Annotated in this window: 11 protein-coding genes and 1 tRNA gene; 10 read left to right on the top strand and 2 right to left on the bottom strand. The window is 31.1% G+C overall.

Annotated features, from left to right (window positions below; translation table 11 throughout):
• Positions 1-856 precede the first annotated feature (856 nt).
• From ACWYN7_RS07155 to ACWYN7_RS07145, 3 genes are read left to right on the top strand one after another with little or no spacing between them, the layout of a single operon-like run.
• Positions 857-4,186, top strand: a complete 3,330-nt coding sequence (locus tag ACWYN7_RS07155) for a glycosyl hydrolase 115 family protein (protein ID WP_462859203.1) — start codon at positions 857-859, stop codon at positions 4,184-4,186.
• 39 nt (positions 4,187-4,225) lie between these two features.
• On the top strand, positions 4,226-5,632 hold the full coding sequence (locus tag ACWYN7_RS07150) for a BNR repeat-containing protein (protein WP_462859202.1): 1,407 nt from the start codon (positions 4,226-4,228) through the stop codon (positions 5,630-5,632).
• A 7-nt stretch (positions 5,633-5,639) separates the two neighbouring features.
• Positions 5,640-8,990, top strand: coding sequence for an FG-GAP-like repeat-containing protein (locus tag ACWYN7_RS07145; RefSeq protein WP_462859201.1), 3,351 nt, complete (start codon positions 5,640-5,642; stop codon positions 8,988-8,990).
• A 239-nt stretch (positions 8,991-9,229) separates the two neighbouring features.
• On the opposite strand, the gene ACWYN7_RS07140 is transcribed toward ACWYN7_RS07145, so the two are convergent.
• Entirely contained in the window at positions 9,230-11,005 is a 1,776-nt protein-coding gene (locus tag ACWYN7_RS07140; protein ID WP_462859200.1) for an alpha-L-fucosidase, read from the bottom strand.
• Positions 11,006-11,746: 741 nt separating this feature from the next.
• Here ACWYN7_RS07140 and ACWYN7_RS07135 point away from each other — a divergent pair.
• Positions 11,747-11,830: transfer RNA gene (locus ACWYN7_RS07135), tRNA-Leu, on the top strand.
• A 76-nt stretch (positions 11,831-11,906) separates the two neighbouring features.
• Entirely contained in the window at positions 11,907-12,710 is an 804-nt protein-coding gene (locus ACWYN7_RS07130; RefSeq protein ID WP_462859199.1) for a carboxypeptidase-like regulatory domain-containing protein, read from the top strand.
• Positions 12,711-13,027: 317 nt separating this feature from the next.
• Here ACWYN7_RS07130 and sucC read toward each other — a convergent pair whose 3' ends face one another.
• Positions 13,028-14,221 carry an ADP-forming succinate--CoA ligase subunit beta gene (gene sucC, locus ACWYN7_RS07125; RefSeq protein WP_462859197.1) on the bottom strand — a complete coding sequence of 398 codons (1,194 nt, stop codon included), beginning with the start codon at positions 14,219-14,221 and terminating at the stop codon, positions 13,028-13,030.
• Between the two features lie 258 nt (positions 14,222-14,479).
• On the opposite strand from sucC, the gene ACWYN7_RS07120 reads away from it, so the two are divergent.
• From ACWYN7_RS07120 to ACWYN7_RS07100, 5 genes are all read left to right on the top strand, one after another.
• Positions 14,480-16,909 carry a DUF5916 domain-containing protein gene (locus ACWYN7_RS07120; protein WP_462859196.1) on the top strand — a complete coding sequence of 810 codons (2,430 nt, stop codon included), beginning with the start codon at positions 14,480-14,482 and terminating at the stop codon, positions 16,907-16,909.
• An 83-nt stretch (positions 16,910-16,992) separates the two neighbouring features.
• Positions 16,993-17,652 carry an ABC transporter ATP-binding protein gene (locus ACWYN7_RS07115; protein ID WP_462859195.1) on the top strand — a complete coding sequence of 220 codons (660 nt, stop codon included), beginning with the start codon at positions 16,993-16,995 and terminating at the stop codon, positions 17,650-17,652.
• Positions 17,653-17,659: 7 nt separating this feature from the next.
• A complete protein-coding gene (locus tag ACWYN7_RS07110; RefSeq protein WP_462859194.1) occupies positions 17,660-18,424 on the top strand; it encodes a TIGR02757 family protein in 765 nt (254 codons plus the stop codon).
• 129 nt (positions 18,425-18,553) lie between these two features.
• Positions 18,554-20,503, top strand: coding sequence for a BatA domain-containing protein (locus ACWYN7_RS07105; protein WP_462859192.1), 1,950 nt, complete (start codon positions 18,554-18,556; stop codon positions 20,501-20,503).
• Positions 20,500-21,756, top strand: coding sequence for a dihydroorotase (locus ACWYN7_RS07100; RefSeq protein ID WP_462859191.1), 1,257 nt, complete (start codon positions 20,500-20,502; stop codon positions 21,754-21,756). The genes ACWYN7_RS07105 and ACWYN7_RS07100 overlap by 4 nt, the downstream gene beginning before the upstream one ends.

The raw sequence follows: 21,756 nt of genomic DNA, 5'->3' as shown, positions 1-21,756 counted from the left end.
ATCAAAAAGTTTGTTTTTTTCTGTTAAACAACAGGTAAATAAAAGTTAAATTACAGTATAACAGATTAATATTGTAATAGAATTATTAGAATAGAATAGTTAAATCTGTCATTAAACAAAAAACACAAATAACTGATTACAAACTACTTAAATCGCAATTTATCTAGACCTAAAAATATTCACCTTATAAGAATAAGATGTAAAGTTATTTTGTAGTCTAAATTTTGAATAATGGTTTAGGTAAAAACAATACCTAATAATAACTTTTTAATTTGTAAGAATTCCTCAACTAATTATGTTATTAAAAAAATAGGTAAAAATATTTAATAAAGAGTTTTTGTTAGCTAAAAGACAAAAAACTACAATCTAATTTATTTTCTTGTACAATAGAAAATGTCTAGTTTATTTATTTAAAACTTTCAAATTAATTGATTTTATTAACAATTAAATAATTAAGAGAACACAGCTATTCTATTTAACTATTTCTATTACATCATTTATCTAAATTGGTATAAATTAACCTTAATTTAGCCATGCATCTAAGATTATTAACGATATCATTAAAACTAGAAATATAGTTTATGATAAAATAATAATTTTAACTTATTTACCCAATCAGATTTGTAAACAAGTGGATGTTTTAAAGATTGTGGTAAAAAAACCATATTCTTCTTTTCCTTTAATAATCAAGTATTTGAATAAAAAATTTACTTATCTATTGAATAAACATGTTACTTATTGCGCAGAAAATTACTTTTAAATAAAGCAATTATAATCGATTCTATTTGTTCCTTTTACCTCTATAAATTATTTAATCCATAAAATGAAAAACATAATTTTTATATAAATTAGCCTTATGAAAAAACTACTAATTCTAATGGTAATATTACCAAGTATTTCTTTTTCTCAAATAAACATTATCAATAAAAATAGAAACCCAAAAAAGCATTTTTCTATTGCTAATAAAAAAAGTGCAACAAGTATTTTTTATGATAATTCCGAAAATATTTTAGTTAAAAAATCAGCAGAATTTTTGGCTAGTGATATTAAAAAAGTAACCGATAAAAAACCACAGGTACATCATAATTTTGCTAATAAAGAAAAAAAAATTATTCTTTTAGGTACCCTAGGTAAAAACGCACTTATAGAAAAACTTATAGCTGAAAAGAAGATAAATGTTGATGCAATTAAAGGACAATGGGAGAGTTTTATCATTCAAACAATAGACAATCCCTTTGATGGAGTAGAAGAATGTTTGGTTATTTTAGGTAGCGATAGACGAGGTTTGGCTTACGGTGTTTTTACACTTTCAAAAAAAATGGGGGTATCACCTTGGTACTGGTGGGCTGATGTTCCTATTAAACAAAAGGAAGAAATATATCTTGAAAAATGCAACTTTGTTTCTAAAAGTCCTAAAATCAAATACAGAGGTATTTTCATAAATGATGAACGCCCCTCTATGGCAAAATGGGTTTATGATAAATTTGGAGGGTGGAATCATAAGTTTTACGAAAAAGTTTATGAACTACTTTTGCGTAACAGAGCTAACTTTCTATGGCCAGCAATGTGGTACGAAAAAGGTTCAGACTGGAATGTACCTGCCTTTTATGCAGATGACCCCGAAAATCACCGTTTGGCTGATGAATACGGTATTGTAATGTCTACAAGTCACCATGAACCTATGATGCGAGCACACCACGAATGGCATAGAGGTGATAATGGCGAGTGGGACTACAGCAAAAACAGTAAAAATCTAAAAGAATTTTGGCGTGGAGGTATTAAGCGCATGGGAAATTATGAAAGTGTTATAACACTAGGTATGCGTGGTGATGGTGATTGGGACATTCCTGGAGGTATGCAAACATCAGCACTTCAAAAAATATTAAAAGATCAGAGAGAAATTATTAAAAATGTTACTGGAAAACCAGCTAATGAAACACCACAAGTTTGGGCTGTTTATAAAGAAGTCCAAAATTTATATGACAAAGGACTACGTCCAGCAGACGATGTAACCATATTATTTTGTGATGATAACTGGGGAAATATTAAAAGTTTACCTAAGAAAGAAGATTTACATCGAAAAGGAGGTTTTGGTATATATTACCATTTTGACTATGTGGGTAGTCCAAGATCTTACAAATGGGCTAATGTAACGCAAATAGAGCGTGTGTGGGAACAAATGAACCTTGCTTATGAGCGCGGTGCAAAAGAACTGTGGATAGCCAATGTAGGTGATATTAAACCTCATGAATTCCCAATGAGTTTTTGGTTTGATTATGCTTGGAACCCTGAGTCTATTTCAGCTAATGAATTACCTAATTATTATACACAATGGGCTGAACAACAATTTGGTGCAGAATATGCAGAAGAAATTGAGAAAATTCTATCTCTATATACCAAGTATAACTCAAGGCGAACACCCGAAATGCTTGAACCTACAACCTATAGCCTTGAAAATTACAGAGAAGCAGATCGTGTGGTTAAAGACTTTAAAAGACTGAATGAAAGAACTATAGCTGTTTCAAAAAAATTACCTAAAAAATATCAATCATCATTCTATCAATTAGTAAGGTTTCCTGTAGAGTCTTGTGCCAATTTAAATGAAATGCTGCTAACCGCAGCTAAAAACAAGTTTTACGTAGATCGTGGTGCTGCACATTCGGCAAGTAAATATGCCAAAAAAACAACCGAACTATTTTTTAAAGACGAAAAATTTCACAAAACCATTCATAGTTTAGAAAACGGAAAGTGGAACCACATGTTTAACCAAACACATATTGGGCAAAAACATTGGCATTCTTCAACCCCCAATAATATGCCTCCTATTTCATACACCCATGCTAGTGGAAAATCGGCTGACTTGGCCTATAGCATAGAATATGGTAAAGGATGGACGACTTTTGAACCTTTTGATGGTATTGCTAATAAATACCACAGTAGTTTCTCTACTTTTGATAACGCAAACAAACAAGAATGGTACATAAATATCTTTAATAAAGGGGACGAGAAATTACATTACAAACTAGCTCCAAAGCAGGATTGGATTCAAGTGTCTAAAAAAAATGGAGAGCTGCTTTCTGATGAAAAAGTTTTTGTAAGTATTAATTGGGAAAAAGCTCCTAAAGGCAAAAATATAGGTACTATAAAACTTGCTGGATCAAATCAATCCTTTATAATTGAAGTTCCTATTCGAAATGACATATCATCTCCTCATGGATTTATTGAAAACATGGATGTAATCTCTATAGAAGCAGAAAACTATGATAAATCGATACACAAGAAAGACCATCAATGGCTAACCATTCCTAACCTTGGCCGCACAAGTTCATCAGTTACTATTTCTCCAAGTAATACAATAAATACACCTATTACTAACCAACCTAAACTAGGAACAGGAGATTACGATATTATTTTAGAAGCCGAACAAGGTAATCTTGGTGAGGTATGGAAAGTACATACTAAAATTAATGCTACTGAAGACAAATACATTGAAATTTCACCTGATCTAGACCATAATGGTAATAGTCCAGCCGCTACTTCATCAGAAGATATTGCTTCATATAATTTTACTGTTTCAAAGACTGGTCTATATAACTTTAACTTTAAAATGCTATCAGACAATGCACACGATGACTCCTTTTTCTGGAGAGTTGATGAGGGTAAATGGATTCTTGAAAATGGACGTTATGGGAAAGAAAACTGGTTTAGCTCTAAACTAGGAGAACTGGAAAAAGGGAAACATCTACTACAGATTGCTTATCGTGAAAATAAAACCCAACTAGACAAATTTATTTTTCAATATAAAGTCCCTACAAAATTTAAAAAAAATCATCCACATCTAGCATACACTTTTACAACTTTTGATACTGCTGATGTTGAGGTATCAGCCTATTTATCTCCTAGCTATAATTTTAATAGAGATGATGGTTTAAAGTTTGCTGTATCTATTGATGATGAAATACCTCAAATTGTCAATCTGCACGAAGGTAGTAATTGGTGGTCAAACCGTGTTAGTAATCACATTGCTATTAAAAAAACCAAACATAAAAAATTGGTTAAAGGTACACACACTCTAAAGATTTGGGCAATAGATGATGGAGTGGTATTTCAAAAGTTTGTAATTAATACAGGAGGTGCAAAACCTAGCTATCTTGGTCCTCCAAAGAGTATTTATATTAAAAAGTAGTTTAATGTTTAGAGGCATCTTATAATATCAGAAAAACACATGACAAATAAAGAAAGTTCATTCTTATATAAACAGAACATGAAATGGAAAATTAAAAAATACATCATATATAGTTTCAATAATTTTAAACACATAAAATCATTTTTCATTTTTATGGTTTTAAGTCTTTATGGCTTCTTTAATACCCATGCACAGTATAAAATAAAAAATCGTATTCCTGTTGATACCATAGAAGCCTCTTTTCCTGTTGGATTCTCACAAACCATTGCTGGTGATAAACACTATATTGCATATTTTGATGAGGATAAGAACTTTGCTATTGCCTACCGAAAACTAAAAACAAACTCTTTTAATAAGACAATACTTAATTCAAAAATTGGTTGGGACAGCCACAATTACACTGCTATTATTGTTGATAAAAAAGGTTATATTCATATTAGTGGTAACATGCACAATGTACAACTCAACTACTGGAGATCAAAACGACCGAATGATGCTTCTGAATTTGAAGAGGTGCACTATATGACAGGATCTGAAGAAAATAGGGTAACCTATCCTCATTTCCTTAAAACCAAAAACGGAGAACTCCTTTTCCATTATCGTTATGGTGGTAGTGGAAATGGCTACGAAATATACAATAAATGGAATTCTAATACCAAAACGTGGTTGCGTTTTCTAGACAAACCGCTTATTGATGGAGAAGGTGAAAAAAATGCTTATATGTCTGGTCCATTTTACGAACAAGATGGTTATTATCATCTATATTGGGTTTGGAGACAAAGTCCCGATTGCTCCACCAATCACGATTTTTCCTATGCAAAAAGTAAAAATTTAAAGAACTGGGAGAGTGCCATTGGTCAACCAGTAAGTAGTCCCATGGTTTTTAGTGAAAAAAGTTTAAAAGTCAATCCATCAGCAATCAAGGGTTCTGGGATGCTTAATGGTGTTCAAAAACATGTGGTCGATAGTAAGAATCGTATTGTTCTATGTAATATGAAATATGATTTGCAAGGCAATTCGCAACTGTATGTTTATCGCCCGGAAGTAAACGGAAAATGGCAAGAAAAACAAATTACCAACTGGGAATATCGCTTTGAATTCTCAGGCTGGGGCTCTATTAATTTTGCTGTAAAAATAAAGGACATGTATTTGTTGGATAATAAACAAATAGCTGTTGCTTTTGAGCACTCAAAATACGGTAATGGTGAAATCTTATTAGATGAGGAAACAATGAGCGTAATTGATGTGAGAGATTTTAAATATTCATACCCAGAAATGCTTAATAAAGTGATGACTAAAGGTAACTATGCAAGCCCCATTGAAGTAAAAATTAATCAACTCGACAAATATGTGTTAAGATGGGAAACTCTGCCTCCCAATAATGACCAAAAACCTGATGGTAAAATACCACCGCCTTATATTTTAGAACTAATAGAATTAAAGTAATAACTCAATGAATAAATATTGTCAAAAATTTATTTTTACTGGATTTTTAATCATGTTTTTAGTGACTTGTTCAATAGCACAGCAAGTTATACACGTCTTTCCTTCGGCAAAAGCAAACGGTAATGGCACCTTAGAATTCCCCTTCAATTCTATTGAATCTGCACAAAAAGCAGTCGCTAAAGTCAATAGTAATATGACTGATGATATTATCGTGTACCTGCATGGTGGCGTTTATAGATTAGATAAGCCGATTGTTTTTACAGATAAGGATGGAGGTAAAAATGGATTTCATGTGATTTATACTGCTTATAAAAATGAAGTCCCTATTTTAAGTGGTGGCAAAAAAATCACAAATTGGCAACAAGCTGGTAACATAGATGGTCTTCCTGAAATAGCACAAGGCAAAATATGGGTTGCTCAAACCCCAAAGTCCGAAAATACATATCTCGATTTTCGTCAGCTATGGATTAATGGTACTAAAGCCAAACGAGCAAGCACTTTTGACGATTGGTCACTTACCCGAGTCATTTCTGCTAATAAAACGGAAGAATCTCTTCTTATCCCAACACCAGAAATTAACCTTTCTAAAGCAGAAAACTTAGAAATTACCATTATACAAGACTGGGTAACAAATAGTATGCGGGTACAAGATTTTGAGAACTTTGGGTTAAGATCAAAACTTACTTTTAAACAACCAGAAAGTGAAATTGAATTTAAGAGGCCTTGGCCAATTCTCAGAGCTACAGAAGGTGCTCCACATAATCATTTTTTCTACTTATCTAATGCCATAGAGTTACTTAATCGTCCTTTAGAATGGTACAACGATACTTCTAAAGGACAACTTTATTATTGGCCTAGAGCTGGCGAAAAAACAACAAATACCACTGGTATAGTCCCATATTTAGAAACACTAATTAAAATAGAGGGTACGCTAGATGCTCCTGTAAAGAATCTAAAATTTCAAGGCATAACATTTGCACATACTACCTGGATGCGACCTACTCATAAAGGACACGTGCCGCTTCAAGCAGGTAACTATATTTATGATGCATACGTGGATGAGAATGCACCTGGCGATAATGTAGCATGGGTAGGTAGACAAGCTTCAGCTGTTGCAGTTCAAAATGCAAAAAATGTTCATTTTAGCGAATGTACTTTTCAACATATGGCAGCTACTGCAATAGACTTCATTAGTGGCTCCAAAGATATGTCAATTCAAAGCTCTGTTTTTTACGATATAGGTGGAACAGCTATTCAGGTAGGCTATTATGGAGATCAAAATTTTGAAGCACATAAGGCCTATAACCCTAATGACTTACGTGAAATTTGTGAAAACATTTTAATAAGAAACAACTACATCCATAGCCCAGCAACTGAAGACTGGGGTTGTTTAGCAATTAGTACAGGATTTGCTGCAGGTGTAACCATCGATCATAATGAAATTTATAATACTCCATACTCTGCTATCAGTATGGGATGGGGCTGGACTTCAAGATCCAACATTATGCATAACAACCACATTACTTCAAACTATATACACAGTTTTAGTAATCAAATGCGTGATGGTGGAGCTATCTACACTTTATCTTCACAACCCAACTCGTCTATTGTGGGCAACACAATAGAAACACCAGGGGATCCTTTTCTCAATCCCTTAATGTGGGATATGAAACATGCTCAGGTAGATATCTATCTAGATGAAGGCTCTGATTATTTTACTGTTAAAAATAATTGGTCTAAGCGTTCTTCTTACTCAAAAAATAAAAATGGTTCTCATAATATTTGGGAACAAAATGGACCTACAGTACCAGATAGTATTCGCAGAGCAGCAGGATTAGAGCCGGCTTTTAAACATATCAAACAAAAGGTAACACCAATTAATTACCCACCTTTGGATAGTATAACTGAAATATTACCTAAAAAAAATATAGTGGATTATATAGCCGTTGGGGAAGGCTTCAAACTGGGCTCAGCCATTGCAGTAGATCTAAACAATGACAATGAGTTAGATATTGCTTATAGTGGTGGTGAAGCACATCAGGTTAATCAAGGAGGTATTCGTATCAACCAAGGAGGATTTAATTTTACAGCAACTCAACGCTTGAGAGAACTTTCTTTAGCAACTTTTGCAGCAGGAGACCTTAATGGAGATGGATATGTTGATTTAATTCAATCAGGGTGGGATTTTTGGAACACTCACAATGAAGTCCTTATAAATGACCGTACTGGAAACCTAAACACACTCTCGGTTGAAACGGAAGGTAAAAGTTCTCCCGCTTGCGGTATATCTGATCTTGATAATAATGGGTTTCCAGACTATTTCTTTATTGGAAATGAAGGAGATCAACATTTTTATTATCAAAATCCTGACAGATCATTTACGCACGATAAAGCAAAAATTGAGCATCTATCAACTCTTAAAAATCCGAATTTGATTTATGCAGATCTAGATAATGATCAGGACGTAGATATATGTGTAGTGTCAAAAAATGAAAATGAAAGTAACGTTAGTATATGGTTTAACAATGGTAAAGGCAATTTTCAAAAAAAAGATACAGGCCTCTTTTCTAAGAGCATCATAGAATGTATAACCTATGCCGATGTTGATGCTAATGGATTTTTAGATATTTTAATTGGTAGTCAAGACGGTTATTATCTTTACCTTAACAATAAAGGAAATTTTACGGTTACTCAAAAAATTTCATCAATAAAACCTGAAAATGGTGGAAATAATGCTGCTTTTGGAGATTGGGATAATGATGGAGACTTTGATCTGGTACTTTCAGGAAAAATAGCAAAACAAGGCCAAACGAGATTATATCTTAATAATGGAAAAGGTGTTTTTGCAGAAAGTAATATGAAATTACCTGGAGTGAGTGAGGGCTCAATAACTATGGCAGACTTTGATAATAAAGGGAAACTTGACTTGATAATCAACGGTAATAACAATACCAATTTTCAGAGTTACGATACCGAAAGAAGAATAGCCGTGATTGTAAGAAACCAAACAGAAATAGCAAACTACATTCCTACCCCTCCTAAAAAACTTAAATTAGAAAAAGAGAACAATAAAGTAACGCTCAGTTGGGACAATGGTGAAGATGAAGAGTCAGCAAAAAAATTACTTTCCTATAATTACTATCTCAAAAACACTAAAACTGGGAAATACTTAATAGCCCCAATGTCTAATCTTGAAACTGGAAAAAGAAAAGTTAGCAATTTTGGAAATGCTTGGATGAATAAAAGTTGGAGTATTCACAATCTACCTCCTGGAAATTACGAGTGGAGCGTTCAAACCATAGATGCAGGATATAGTGGTTCACCATTTTCTCCCGCTCAGTTTTTTACTATTGAATAAGTAATAATTATTGAGGAATAATTCGGATATGGGTAAATAGTTAAAGGATTTTTTATTATTACATCATACTTAGACTAATAAATTAATAAGAATAAGAAACTACATATAAATCAATTGATATAGCAATTAGTGATATTCTAACAATCCAGAATGGTCATTTAAACCATACATTGACCATTCTGGAAAGTAGAAGTTAATAGTTTGTTAAATACAAAACTATTTGAAAAGTATTTTTACAATTATTCTAATTCTACCTCAAATCCAATTGCTGTTTTAAAAGGCATTTTATCTGGGCAAGTAATCATAAGATTATCTTTGTTTTGATTCCATTTTAAATCACCTTGCTGCCCTAGAAGCTTAACGGTTTTAATTGTACCGTGTTGTTGACTTAGACCGAGAGATTTAATTTGTAGGGCTTCATCTGAAGCAGGAACGGTCATTACCCAAATATAGATTTTACCATTTTTCCCTTTGGTAAATCGAATATCATTCGTTGAAAATTTATGTTCAGCCTGTCTTTTACCTATTTTACCTCCTGGAAGTACATTAAGTTTACCATCTGTTCCTTCACCAAGAACATCCCAAGCATAACTACCGTAGATTCCGTCTCCATTGATGCGCATCCAAGCTCCAATTTCTTTAAGCATTTGTGAACTTCCTTCATCTAGTGAACCATCAGGAAGTAGAGAAACACAAATACCCACATTCCCATCTCTTGCAACTTCTTCTAGTAAATAGCGAATAACTGCATCAGAACTGTAAGTAAAATTAGGTCCATAAAACCAATCGCCTACAGGTGTTTCTGCTATCCAAGCTTGATCCGTTTTAATTTTGTGTGGTATGTGTCCTTCTTGTGTATTTACAGTACCATTAGTTTTATCTCTAAATTTTACGATACTAAATACGTCAACCTCTCCACGACGTTGCAATGTTTTATTATAATAATCTGCTATAACATGTTGCATAGCATTTGATTTAAATCCTGAACCCGTTCCAGATCCACTAAAGGGTTGTTGGTCTGTTCCATCTGTATATATAAAATCTGGTTGATATTTATCTACTGCATCCATCATTCTTGCAGCCCACCATTGACTATACCATTTACTGTAATCTAAATGATTTTTAAAAATACCTGCAGGAGAAGGAGTCCATCTACTATTTGCTGCTTGAGCAACACCTTTATACTCTCTTAAATTTACCCCATAAAGTAGTCTAGGATCATAGCCTTCCCACCAGGTTCCTTTACCATCTTCTAGTGTAAGATTTCCATCATATGGTACACCAGCCTTATCACCTTTAGTATCACTTTGAAAAGCTGTTTGCCACCACCACCAAGAATATTCATGATGAAAAGTTATTCCAAAACGCATATTTACTTTTCTAGCTGCTTGCTCCCATTCTTTTAAAAGATCTCTCTTAGGCCCCATATTTGTTGCATTCCAAGGTTGATATTTAGAATCCCACATATCAAATTGATCATGATGAACGCCTTGAATAATTAAAAACCTTACTCCAGCATCTTTATAGATTTGCACCAAATGGTCTGGGTTTAATTGTTTTGGATTCCAGTCTTTAAGAACATCTTTATATCCCACTTTAGAAGGATGACCGTAATTTTTTATATGATTTTTATTAGCTACGGAACCTTGAATATACAATCGCCTTGCATACCAATCACCACTCTCTCCAGCAGATTGAGGTCCAAAATGCACCCATAATCCTAGTTTGGCTTCTCTAAGCCATTGAGGTGTTCCAGGATAATGTTTTTCTATAGACTCCCAAGAAGGCTGATAAGGACCTTTTGCTATAGGTATCTCTACATCTACTTCGTTAAACCCATCTAAACTCCCCATTTCAACTGAGTTTTCGGCTGCTGTATTTGTTTCAGGAATTGGAGGAAGTTTATAGTTAAATGTAGTTTCTTGTTTTTCTTTGTTATTTTGACAAGCTGTTAATGTGAACAAAATAAAAGCAAAAGAAAATAATGTTGCTTTATTTAAGATATGCTGCTTCATAAATTATTTGTTATTTGTGTCTACTGTTAATCTAAAAGATATGTTTATTGATTTTCATTTAGAACATCATCATTTTTTTGAGAATAGAATTCTCAAAAAAATACTTTTCTAATTTATGTAAAAATCTTAAAAAACTCTTTAACCAATGGGGATTAATCAGCCTAAAAAGGGAAGTAAATAGATTTTTCTGACTCTTTATCTGTCAAGTTTGATAACAAAAAACAGACCATAAAACATATAAATCTTAAGTATTTTTTAATGGGTATACACAAAAGACGAGGTTATACTTTTTGTTTAAGTCTTTTGTTAGGAGAACGTAATATCCTTAAATCATAGAAGGAATATGTCATAAAATCTATATATTTTTTATAATTCTGATAATATATCATCGATTTTTTTTTAACAATATAAATTAGCAAGCAAACTTCTATTAATTTGCACGTATCACTCAGAAACATTTGACAAATAAGTAATTCCACATTAGTTAAATATTTTCATATCAAATTTATAAATTTCTCATAATATTTTCTGAACAGATTTAGTGTAAACCTATAATTATAATTATCTTTGCTGCCCGGAAGTTAATTTAACATTTGTAGAAAAATAAAGTTAACAAATCGTCAATATCTTAAAAAAAGGAAATTAAAAGACGGAATATTGCTGGCATTAAACTTAAGGTTTAACCCCAGCCCGATTTAAATAAAATTAAGTCTACACTTAACTTTATTTGTTGTATTAATAGCGCACGTGGCGAAACTGGTAGACGCGCAGCCTTGAGGGGGCTGTTTTCGCAAGAAAGTGGAAGTTCGAATCTTCTCGTGCGCACTGTTATCAATATTTTTTTTAACATCTTCACAAAATATTAACCTTTCTAATCAGTTTTATCATTAATTTTGTTTCCATGCAAAAAAACCTATTCATACTGTGCTTATTAATTAGTTTAAGTGCATTTTCTCAGCAAGATAGTCTTCGTACAGCAACTTTAAAAGGTCAAATAATACACGCCGTAAATAAACAACCTCTAAGTGCTGCACATATTTTAAATTTAAACACAGTTCAAGGAACCATTACCAATGATAAAGGTTTTTTTGAGATACCAACCCAAGCTAATGATACTATTTTAGTTTCTTATTTAGGGTTTTCTTCTATTAAAGTTAAGGTTACAAATGATTTACTAAAAGGAAATGAACTAGAGATTGCTTTGTACGAAAAACCTGAAGAAATTAGAGAAGTTATCATAAAATCTACCAAATTAATTGGAGTTTTAGAGGTTGATGTAAAACAGGTACCTAAAGATAAATTTACACGAATCCATATTAATGGATTACCACAAACTTATGAAGTTGGTAAACCTAACAAAAGAGATTTCTCTTCTCTTGTTGCAGCGTTATTTCAACCTGTAGATTTCCTGTACAATCTCTTTGGTAAAAAGCCAAAACAATTAAAAAAATTACAGAAGTTAAAGAAAGAGGACGATTTACGTAAAATGTTAGCAGGTAAATTTGATAGAGAAGTAATGATGGAGTATCTGCAAATGGATAGACAAGAATTAACTGATCTTTTAACAGACTGTAGTTATTCTGAATACTTTATTAAAAAAGCGTCTGATTTACAAATGATAGAAGCCGTTTTAAGTTGTTACGAAAACTATAAAGCCATTAAAAATGGTAAAATAGATCGTGATAAAATTCCTTCTAAAAACTAAATCTTATCAATAAAAAAAAGAGTCAAAAACTTTACAGCTTTTGACTCTAATCAACTATTAAAAACTAACTAATATCAATTAAATACCTTAAGATATCTAATTTATATATTTAATTAAACGTAACTTTACCAATTAAGTTACATTATTTTTTTTGTTTAACAGAACTTTAAGAATTTAAGAGGTTTAGACACTGATTTTAAAATCAAATTATAAATCTCTTTAATAGCTTACATTAATAACTTTAATAACAAGCATAAAAAAAACCTCACAATAATTATGAGGCTTTTTAATATATATTTAAACTTTAGAATAAAAATTTATGCTAAAACTTCACTTACTTTATCAGCAGCTTCTTGAAATTCTGTAGCAGAAATAATTTCCATTCCAGAATTATCGATTAATTCTTTAGCTTCAATCGCATTTGTACCTTGTAATCTACAAATAATTGGCACTGTAATTTTATCACCCATATTTTTATAAGCATCTACAACACCTTGTGCTACTCTGTCACAACGTACAATACCTCCAAAAATATTTACTAAAATTGCTTTTACGTTCGGGTCTTTTAAAATAATACCAAAAGCAGTTTCTACTCTTGCAGCATCTGCAGTACCACCAACATCTAAAAAGTTAGCTGGCTCACCACCAGATTCTTTAATTAAATCCATAGTTCCCATTGCTAATCCTGCTCCATTTACCATACAACCTACATTACCATCTAAATCTACATAGTTTAAACCAGCAGCTTTAGCTTCTACTTCAATTGGGTTTTCTTCTCTTAAATCGCGCATTGCTGCGTAATCTTTATGTCTGTATAAAGCATTTTCATCTAAAGAAACTTTAGCATCTACAGCCATAATTTTAGAATCAGACGTTTTTAATACTGGATTAATTTCGAACATAGAAGAATCTGAATTAATATATGCCGTATATAAAGCTGTAACAAATTTTGTCATTTCTTTAAATGCAACACCAGATAAACCTAAATTAAAAGCAACTTTACGTGCTTGGAAAGGCATAATCCCTAATAATGGATCTATTTCTTCAGTAAAAATTAAATGTGGAGTTTCTTCTGCCACAGTTTCAATATCCATCCCACCTTCTGTAGAATACATTATCATATTTTTACCAGTAGCTCTGTTTAATAAAACAGACATATAATATTCGTCTGGCTCTTCATCTCCAGGATAATAAACATCCTCGGCAACCAAAACTTGGTTTACTAACTTACCTTCTGCAGAAGTTTGAGGTGTAATTAACATCATACCTAAAATATCATCAGAAATAGATTGTACTTCGTCTAAGTTTTTAGCCAACTTAACACCACCACCTTTTCCACGTCCACCTGCGTGAACCTGAGCTTTAATAACGTGCCAACCTGTACCTGTTTCTTCTGTTAGTTTTTTTGCAGCATCAACTGCTTCAGCAGGAGTACTTGCAACAATTCCTCGTTGAATTCTAACTCCAAAACTGCTTAAAATTTCTTTTCCTTGATATTCGTGTAAGTTCATCTGTATCGTGATTTTAAAACGGTAACAAAAATACAAATTCAATGATGAAATTATATATTTTTTTTATAAAATTATATTTTACTAAAAATTCCGTTTAAAATAGACAAAAAACCTTTTTAAGATATAATTAACACATTAATTCTGTAACGCTTTAATTTTTCTACTGTCTTTAAAACAATTAACAACATTTTATGTTTTGTCTGTAATCTGTCAGATATATTCGTGATGTGTTTAATACACCAATCAACCAATTTGTATATGTTCAAAAGAGTCTCTTTAATTCTGATAGCTTTTATAAGCACGCATCAGATATTTTCGCAAAACCCAAAGAATAGAAAAACAATTAAAACCACAAGAGTCTCTAAGGCTCCGAAAATTGATGGAAATTTAGACGACGATGTTTGGCAAAATGCAGAAATCTGTACCGATTTTGTTATTCTTAGACCAGATAATGGTAAACCAGTGAGTAAAGCATACCAAACCACTGTTAAAGTAATCTACAATGATGATGCTATATACATATCAGCAGAAATGTTAGATCCAAATCCAGAAGATATTCCTAAAGAATTTGCAGTTAGAGATAACTTTGGTATTGCAGATTTCTTTTTGGTAACAATTAACCCAAATGACGATGGCCAAAACCCATTCGAATTTTTAGTTCAAACTACAGGAAACCAAGGCGATGCTAAAGTTTCTAACGGAAATGAAGATTTTAATTGGAGTGCAGTTTGGGATAGTGCAGCAAAAATTACAGAAAAAGGTTGGAATGTAGAAATGGAAATACCTTACAGAGCCTTACGTTTTGCAAACAGACCTGTACAATCTTGGGGATTTAATTTTCATAGAAGATTAGAAAAATTAAACCAACAACACACTTGGACTCATATTGATAATGCAGTAGGTAGATGGACACAATATGATGGTTTAATTACAGACTTTAAAAATATAAAGCCACCAACAAGATTAAATTTATATCCTTACGCTTCTGCAACAACCACAACTTTTGAAGGTAATACCGATTTTAATTACAGTATTGGTATGGACATTAAATATGGTTTAACAGAAAATTTTACTTTGGATGCCACTTTAATTCCCGATTTTAGTCAAGTTGGTTTCGATGATGTAGAATTAAACCTAGGTCCTTTTGAGCAACAATTTACAGAACAAAGACAGTTTTTTACAGAAGGTACTGAGCTATTTAATATTGCCAATTTATTTTATTCTAGAAGAATTGGCTCTAATCCTATAGACCAATTTGATGTTTCTAGCACACTTTCTACAGACGAAGAAATTATAGATTATCCAGGTAAAGTTACCATGCTAAATGCCGTAAAAATTTCTGGAAGAACGCAAAAAGGATTAGGAATCGGTTTTTTTAATGCAATTACAGAAAAAACAGAAGCCACCATTAAAAATAATATCACAAACGAAGAAAGAAAAGAGGTTATTAGCCCTTTTACCAATTATAACATTTTAGTTTTAGACCAACAATTTAACCAAAATTCAACCATTTCTTTAATCAACACAAATGTTACTAGAGATGGTAGATTTAGAGATGCAAATGTTACTGCTTTAGATTGGCATATTGAAACCAAAGACAGCAAATACAATGCAGATGGCTCTGTAAAAATGAGTTCTATAAGCGATGATGTAAATAACAATGGTTTAGGTTATTATTTTGACAATAGTTTTGGTTACAACTCTGGACATTGGAATTGGGAAATTGGCTATAATTTTGAAAACAAAGATTACAATCCAAACGATTTAGGAATTCTTTTTAGCAATAACCAACAAACAATTTATGGTAGTGCTGGTTGGCGTACGTTACAACCTACCAAAAAATTTAATTCTTACAGTTTCTATTTTTACAACAATGCAGAATTCCAACATTTTTCTGGAATATTTACAGGTTATTCAGCCAGTTTTGGCGCAAATGCCCAAACAAGAAATCGATTCTTCTTTGGAGGAAATTTAAATTATCAAACAGAAAACAAAGACTTTTTTGAACCAAGACAAGGCTCAACTAGTGGCGTTTATTTTTTGCAACCCGAAAGAAAAAACATCAATGCTTGGATATCTACCAATTCACAAAAAAAGTTTCAACTAGATGCAGATTTCTGGCATACTGCTTATTCTAATAACCCGAAAGTTGGTTACGGATTTAGCGTTTCACCTCGTTATCGATTTACAAATCAATTTTCTTTACAATACAGCTTAAATTACAATCAATTTTACGACGATCAGGGTTATGTAGATGAAGTTGATACCAATATTATTTTTGGTATGAGAGATCGTAAAAACTATACAAATTCAATATCTGGTAAATATAGTTTTAGTACAAAATCTTCGCTTTCTTTAACTTTTAGACATTATTGGGGGGCTGTAAATTATAATGACTATTACAATTTAACTTCAGATGGTGGATTAAGTAAAAACAACACCTACCAAGGAGAAAATGTAAATTTTAATAGTTGGAATTTAGACTTAAATTACATTTGGCAATTTGCTCCTGGAAGTCAGTTGATTGCTTTTTACAGAAATTCTATCTATAATTCTGATACGAATTCAAACTTGAATTTTTTCAGAAATTTAGAGAATTTATTCGATCAATCACAAAGCCATACTTTTTCTGTAAGGTTTGTCTATTTTATAGATTATAATAAGATTAAGAACATTTTTAAAATTTAAAATTCTCCCAAATTTCAATAAATACGGATATATTTAAAAAGTATATCCGTTTTTTTATACATTCGTAAATAGATATAAAAACTATGATTGTTACAAAAAATATCCATAAATATTATGGTGATGTTGAAGTTTTAAAAGGAGTAGATTTAGAAATTAAAAAAGGAGAAATTGTAGCTATTGTTGGTCCTTCTGGAGCAGGTAAAACGACACTTTTACAAATTTTAGGCACTTTAGACAAACCGTTAAAAGAACAAGATTTCGAAATTTCTATCAATGCAACCTCACTTAAAAATTTAACCGACAAACAATTATCAGAATTTAGAAATAGGCATATTGGTTTTATTTTTCAGTTTCATCAATTATTACCAGAATTTACTGCTTTAGAAAATGTTTGCATTCCTGCATTTATTGCCAAAAAATCTAAAAAAGAAGCCGAAAAAAGAGCTAAAGAATTGCTTGCTTTTTTAGGTTTATCCCACAGAATTAACCACAAACCTAACGAACTTTCTGGTGGTGAACAACAAAGAGTTGCTGTAGCTAGAGCCTTAATTAACAACCCTTCTGTTATTTTAGCAGATGAACCCAGTGGAAATTTAGATAGTGAATCTGCTAAAAATCTGCACGAATTATTTTTTAAACTGCGTGATGAATTTGGTCAAACTTTTGTGTTAGTTACCCATAATTTAGAATTAGCAGATATGGCAGACAGAAAATTAACAATGAAAGATGGTAAAATTCTTTAGTTGATAAATGAACAAAACTGAACTCAAAGAATTTCTAGACGAAAAAGTTGTTTTATACAATAATCCAAAATTTATTGAATCAGATCCGATTCAAATTCCGCATACATTTACTTTAAAAGAAGATATAGAAATTGCTGCTTTTTTAACAGCTACTATTTCTTGGGGTAATCGAAAAATGATTATTAAAAATGCTTTTAAAATGATGGAACTTTTAGACAATTCTCCTTACGATTTTGTATTAAACCATCAAGAAAAAGACTTAAAAGTATTCGAAAACTTTGTACATAGAACTTTTAATTACATCGATTTTCAACAATTTATAAAGTCTTTGCAAAACATATATAAAAACCATTTTGGTTTAGAAAATGCATTAAATATAAAAGACAATTCTAAAAATTACAAAACAGCAATACATCAATTTAAAACTATATTTTTTGAAGTTGACCATCAACAAAGAACCCAAAAACACGTTTCTGATCCGCTTAAAAATTCGGCGGCAAAACGTATAAATATGTTTTTACGTTGGATGGTTAGAAACGATAATTCTGGTGTAGATTTCGGAATTTGGCAAACTCATAATCCTGCAAATTTATCTTGTCCTTTAGATGTACATTCAGGTAATGTTGCTCGAAAATTAAAATTGTTAAACAGAAAACAAAACGACTGGAAAGCACTTTCTGAGTTAGACAAAAATTTAAGAATACTAGATAAAAACGATCCTGTAAAATACGATTTTGCACTTTTTGGATTAGGTGTTTTTGAAAAATTTTAATGATTCTGAGCTCCTGTTTTATTAAAATTATGATGCAAAAGATCAAAAAAATATTCTGTTTTCCAGCAAACACACTATGTAATAATATGGATTAATTTCCCTATTTTTGAGAGAACTTTAAACACAAAAATGCAATTTCAAAATCCTGAAATTTTATACTTTTTAGCACTACTCATTATCCCGATTTTAGTGCATCTTTTTCAACTCCAAAAATTTGTAAAAACACCTTTTACAAATGTTGCTTTTTTAAAAAAATTAGTACAAGAAACACGCAAAAGTTCACGCATAAAAAAATGGTTAATTTTAGCTACAAGAATGCTTTTATTTTCTGCGATAATTTTTGCATTTTCACAACCTTATTTCAGTAATAAAAATACAGAAACAAACCAACAAACTTTTTTATATTTAGACAATTCTTTAAGTACAAATGCTACAGGAGAAAAAGGAAATTTATTAAAAATAGCAGCACAAGAAATTATTGAAAATGCATCTGAAAAAGATATCTATTCTTTACAAACAAATACAGATTATTTTGCGGATATTTCTTACGAAACATTAAAAAATAACCTGCTTAAGATTACAAATTCGTCTAAAAAATTAAATCTTAAGTCTATTTTACTTAAAAATAACAGCACAAATAAAAGCAAAAGTAACACTTTACATAAAAGTATTTTAATTTCTGATTTTCAGAACACTTATAAAAATGAGTTTACAAATGTAACCAACACTTTTTCGGGAGTTCAATTAGAAAGCAGTAAAAAAAGTAACATTTCTATTGACAGTGTTTTCATCAACAATAACAACACAACAGATTTAACTATAAATGTTATCGTAAACAACCAAGGTAATGCCAAGAAAAATATTCCAATCGCTATTTTTAACAAAGAAAAATTAATTAGCAAACAGACTTTTTCTATAAATAAAAACACTAAAAAAACATTAGTTTTTAAAACACCAAATACTACTGAATTTTTAGGAAAAATAGACATCACTTTTAGCGACACTTTTTCTTTTGACAATAGTTTTTATTTTACTGTAAACAATACAAAAAAAATAAACGTTTTAAGCATAGGAAACAATGCTAATTACCTCTCAAAAATTTACACAAAAGAAGAATTTAATTTTACCACTTCTACCCTACAAAACACCAATTACAATTCTATACCAAAGCAACAAATTATCATTTTAAATGAGCTTGAAAACATACCAGAAATACTAGCTAAAAGTATTATTGATTTTTCTAAAAAAGGGGGCACAATTGTTATTATACCCAATCTAAAATCTGACTTAACATCTTATAATTTATTTTTGAATAAAATTGCGAGTTCTAGCATTCTATCAAAAATTTTAGATACTTTAAAAATTACGAATATCAATTTTAATCATCCTTTATTTAAAAATGTATTCTCTAAAAAAGTATTGAATTTTCAATATCCAATTGTTCAAAGCCACTACCCTATTTTATCAAAAAATATCAGTAACATTTTAACCTTAGAAAATAATACTCCTTTTATAAGTGAAATAAATTCTGATAAAAATAAAGTGTATTGGGTCTCTAGTGCTTTATCAAAAAAGAACAGTAATTTTTTAAATTCGCCATTAATAGTTCCTGTGTTTTACAATTTCGGAAAGCTGAGTTTTCAGCATCAAAAATTATACTATTATTTAGATGATGAAAATAAAATTGATGTTGAAACCAATTTAGAAAAAGATGAAATCTTATCCATTGTAAACAACAATACATCATTTATTCCTCGTCAAGAAACGCATCAAAATAAAGTAAGCATTACTACAAAAGACAATCCTTTAAAAACAGGATTTTATCATATCATCAATAAAAAAGACACATTACAAACAATTGCTTTTAACACCCCAAAAGAAGAGAGTTTACTCAATTTTTTAGATTTAAAATCGTTGAGTAAAGAATTTAAAAATATAGAAGCCTCTTCTTCTGTTGCAAGTATTTTTAACGATTTAAACAAAAAGAACGAAGTTCAATGGCTTTGGAAATGGTTTTTAGCTGTAGCAATTGTATCTTTGCTTTTAGAAATTTTTATTTTAAAGTTCTATAAACCATGAGTACGCTTCTCAAAAACGCAACAATTATAGATGCAACTAGTCCTTATCATCTTCAAAAAAAGGATGTTTTAATTCGTAATGGAAAACTCGAAAAAATAGCAGATACTATTGAAAACAAAGAGGATTATACAATTGTTACCTTAAAAAATTTACATATTTCTTGCGGCTGGTTTGATTCTAGTGTTTCTTTAGGAGAACCTGGTTTTGAAGAAAGAGAAACCATAGCTAATGGTTTGCAAGTTGCTGCAAGAAGTGGATTTACAGCAATTGCTGTTAATGCAAACACAGATCCTATAATCGATTCTAAATCGGATGTTGAATACCTAATTAACAAAGCCAATAATTCTGCAACAAAATTGTATCCTATAGCTGCTTTAACACAAAAAAGTAAAGGAATAGAAATGGCTGAATTGTATGATATGCAACAATCTGGAGCCATAGCTTTTGCAGATTACAACAAACCTATAGAAAACGACAACTTAATGAAAGTTGCACTTTTGTACGCTCAAAATTTTGATGGTTTAGTGTTGAGTTTTCCTAAAAACAATGCGATTGCTGGAGAAGGAATTGCAAACGAAGGAATAAATAGCACCAAATTAGGTTTAAAAGGAAGCCCAGCTTTGGCAGAACATATTCAAATTGTAAGAGATCTGTTTTTATTAGAATACACAGGAGGCAAATTACACATCCCAACAATTTCTACAGCAAAATCTGTTGACTTAATTAGAGATGCCAAGAAGAAAGGATTACAAGTTACTTGTAGTGTTTCTGCACACCATTTAACTTTAACGGATAGTGAATTGCATGAGTTTGATAGCAATTTTAAAACAAATCCGCCTTTACGAACAGAAAAGGATATAAAAGCTTTACAAAAGGGAATTAAAACAGGTGTTATTGATGTTATTACTTCAGACCATAATCCTATTGATATAGAACATAAAAAAGTAGAATTTAGCCAAGCCAAAGATGGTGTAATTGGTTTAGAAACTGCTTTTGGAGCCATTAATTCTGTATTAGAATTGGAAGATTTTATCGATAATTTAACCAGCAAACCTAAAGCTATTTTTGGTTTAGAAAATTACACAATTAACGAAGGAAATAAAGCTGACATTACTTTATTTAATCCAAAAGAAGAAATCGTTTTTACAAAACAACAAATTTTGTCAACCTCTAAAAACAGTCCTTTTATCAACAAAAAATTAAAAGGAAAAGTTTACGGAGTTTACGCCAACAATCAATTAATATTAAAATAA

It is taken from the genome of Polaribacter sp. M10 (assembly GCF_054968445.1).
Note: the sequence above shows the minus strand (reverse complement) of the source record. Positions and strands in the feature narration are given on the sequence as shown.

What these genes read in the sequence shown, in the direction of transcription:
- ACWYN7_RS07115 (WP_462859195.1), top strand. Translation starts at nt 16,993, where the DNA reads ATGATTGTTACAAAAAATATCCATAAATATTATGGTGATGTTGAAGTT.
- sucC (WP_462859197.1), bottom strand. Translation starts at nt 14,221, where the DNA reads ATGAACTTACACGAATATCAAGGAAAAGAAATTTTAAGCAGTTTTGGA.
- ACWYN7_RS07155 (WP_462859203.1), top strand. Translation starts at nt 857, where the DNA reads ATGAAAAAACTACTAATTCTAATGGTAATATTACCAAGTATTTCTTTT.
- ACWYN7_RS07120 (WP_462859196.1), top strand. Translation starts at nt 14,480, where the DNA reads ATGTTCAAAAGAGTCTCTTTAATTCTGATAGCTTTTATAAGCACGCAT.
- ACWYN7_RS07150 (WP_462859202.1), top strand. Translation starts at nt 4,226, where the DNA reads ATGACAAATAAAGAAAGTTCATTCTTATATAAACAGAACATGAAATGG.
- ACWYN7_RS07130 (WP_462859199.1), top strand. Translation starts at nt 11,907, where the DNA reads ATGCAAAAAAACCTATTCATACTGTGCTTATTAATTAGTTTAAGTGCA.
- ACWYN7_RS07105 (WP_462859192.1), top strand. Translation starts at nt 18,554, where the DNA reads ATGCAATTTCAAAATCCTGAAATTTTATACTTTTTAGCACTACTCATT.
- ACWYN7_RS07100 (WP_462859191.1), top strand. Translation starts at nt 20,500, where the DNA reads ATGAGTACGCTTCTCAAAAACGCAACAATTATAGATGCAACTAGTCCT.
- ACWYN7_RS07140 (WP_462859200.1), bottom strand. Translation starts at nt 11,005, where the DNA reads ATGAAGCAGCATATCTTAAATAAAGCAACATTATTTTCTTTTGCTTTT.
- ACWYN7_RS07145 (WP_462859201.1), top strand. Translation starts at nt 5,640, where the DNA reads ATGAATAAATATTGTCAAAAATTTATTTTTACTGGATTTTTAATCATG.
- ACWYN7_RS07110 (WP_462859194.1), top strand. Translation starts at nt 17,660, where the DNA reads ATGAACAAAACTGAACTCAAAGAATTTCTAGACGAAAAAGTTGTTTTA.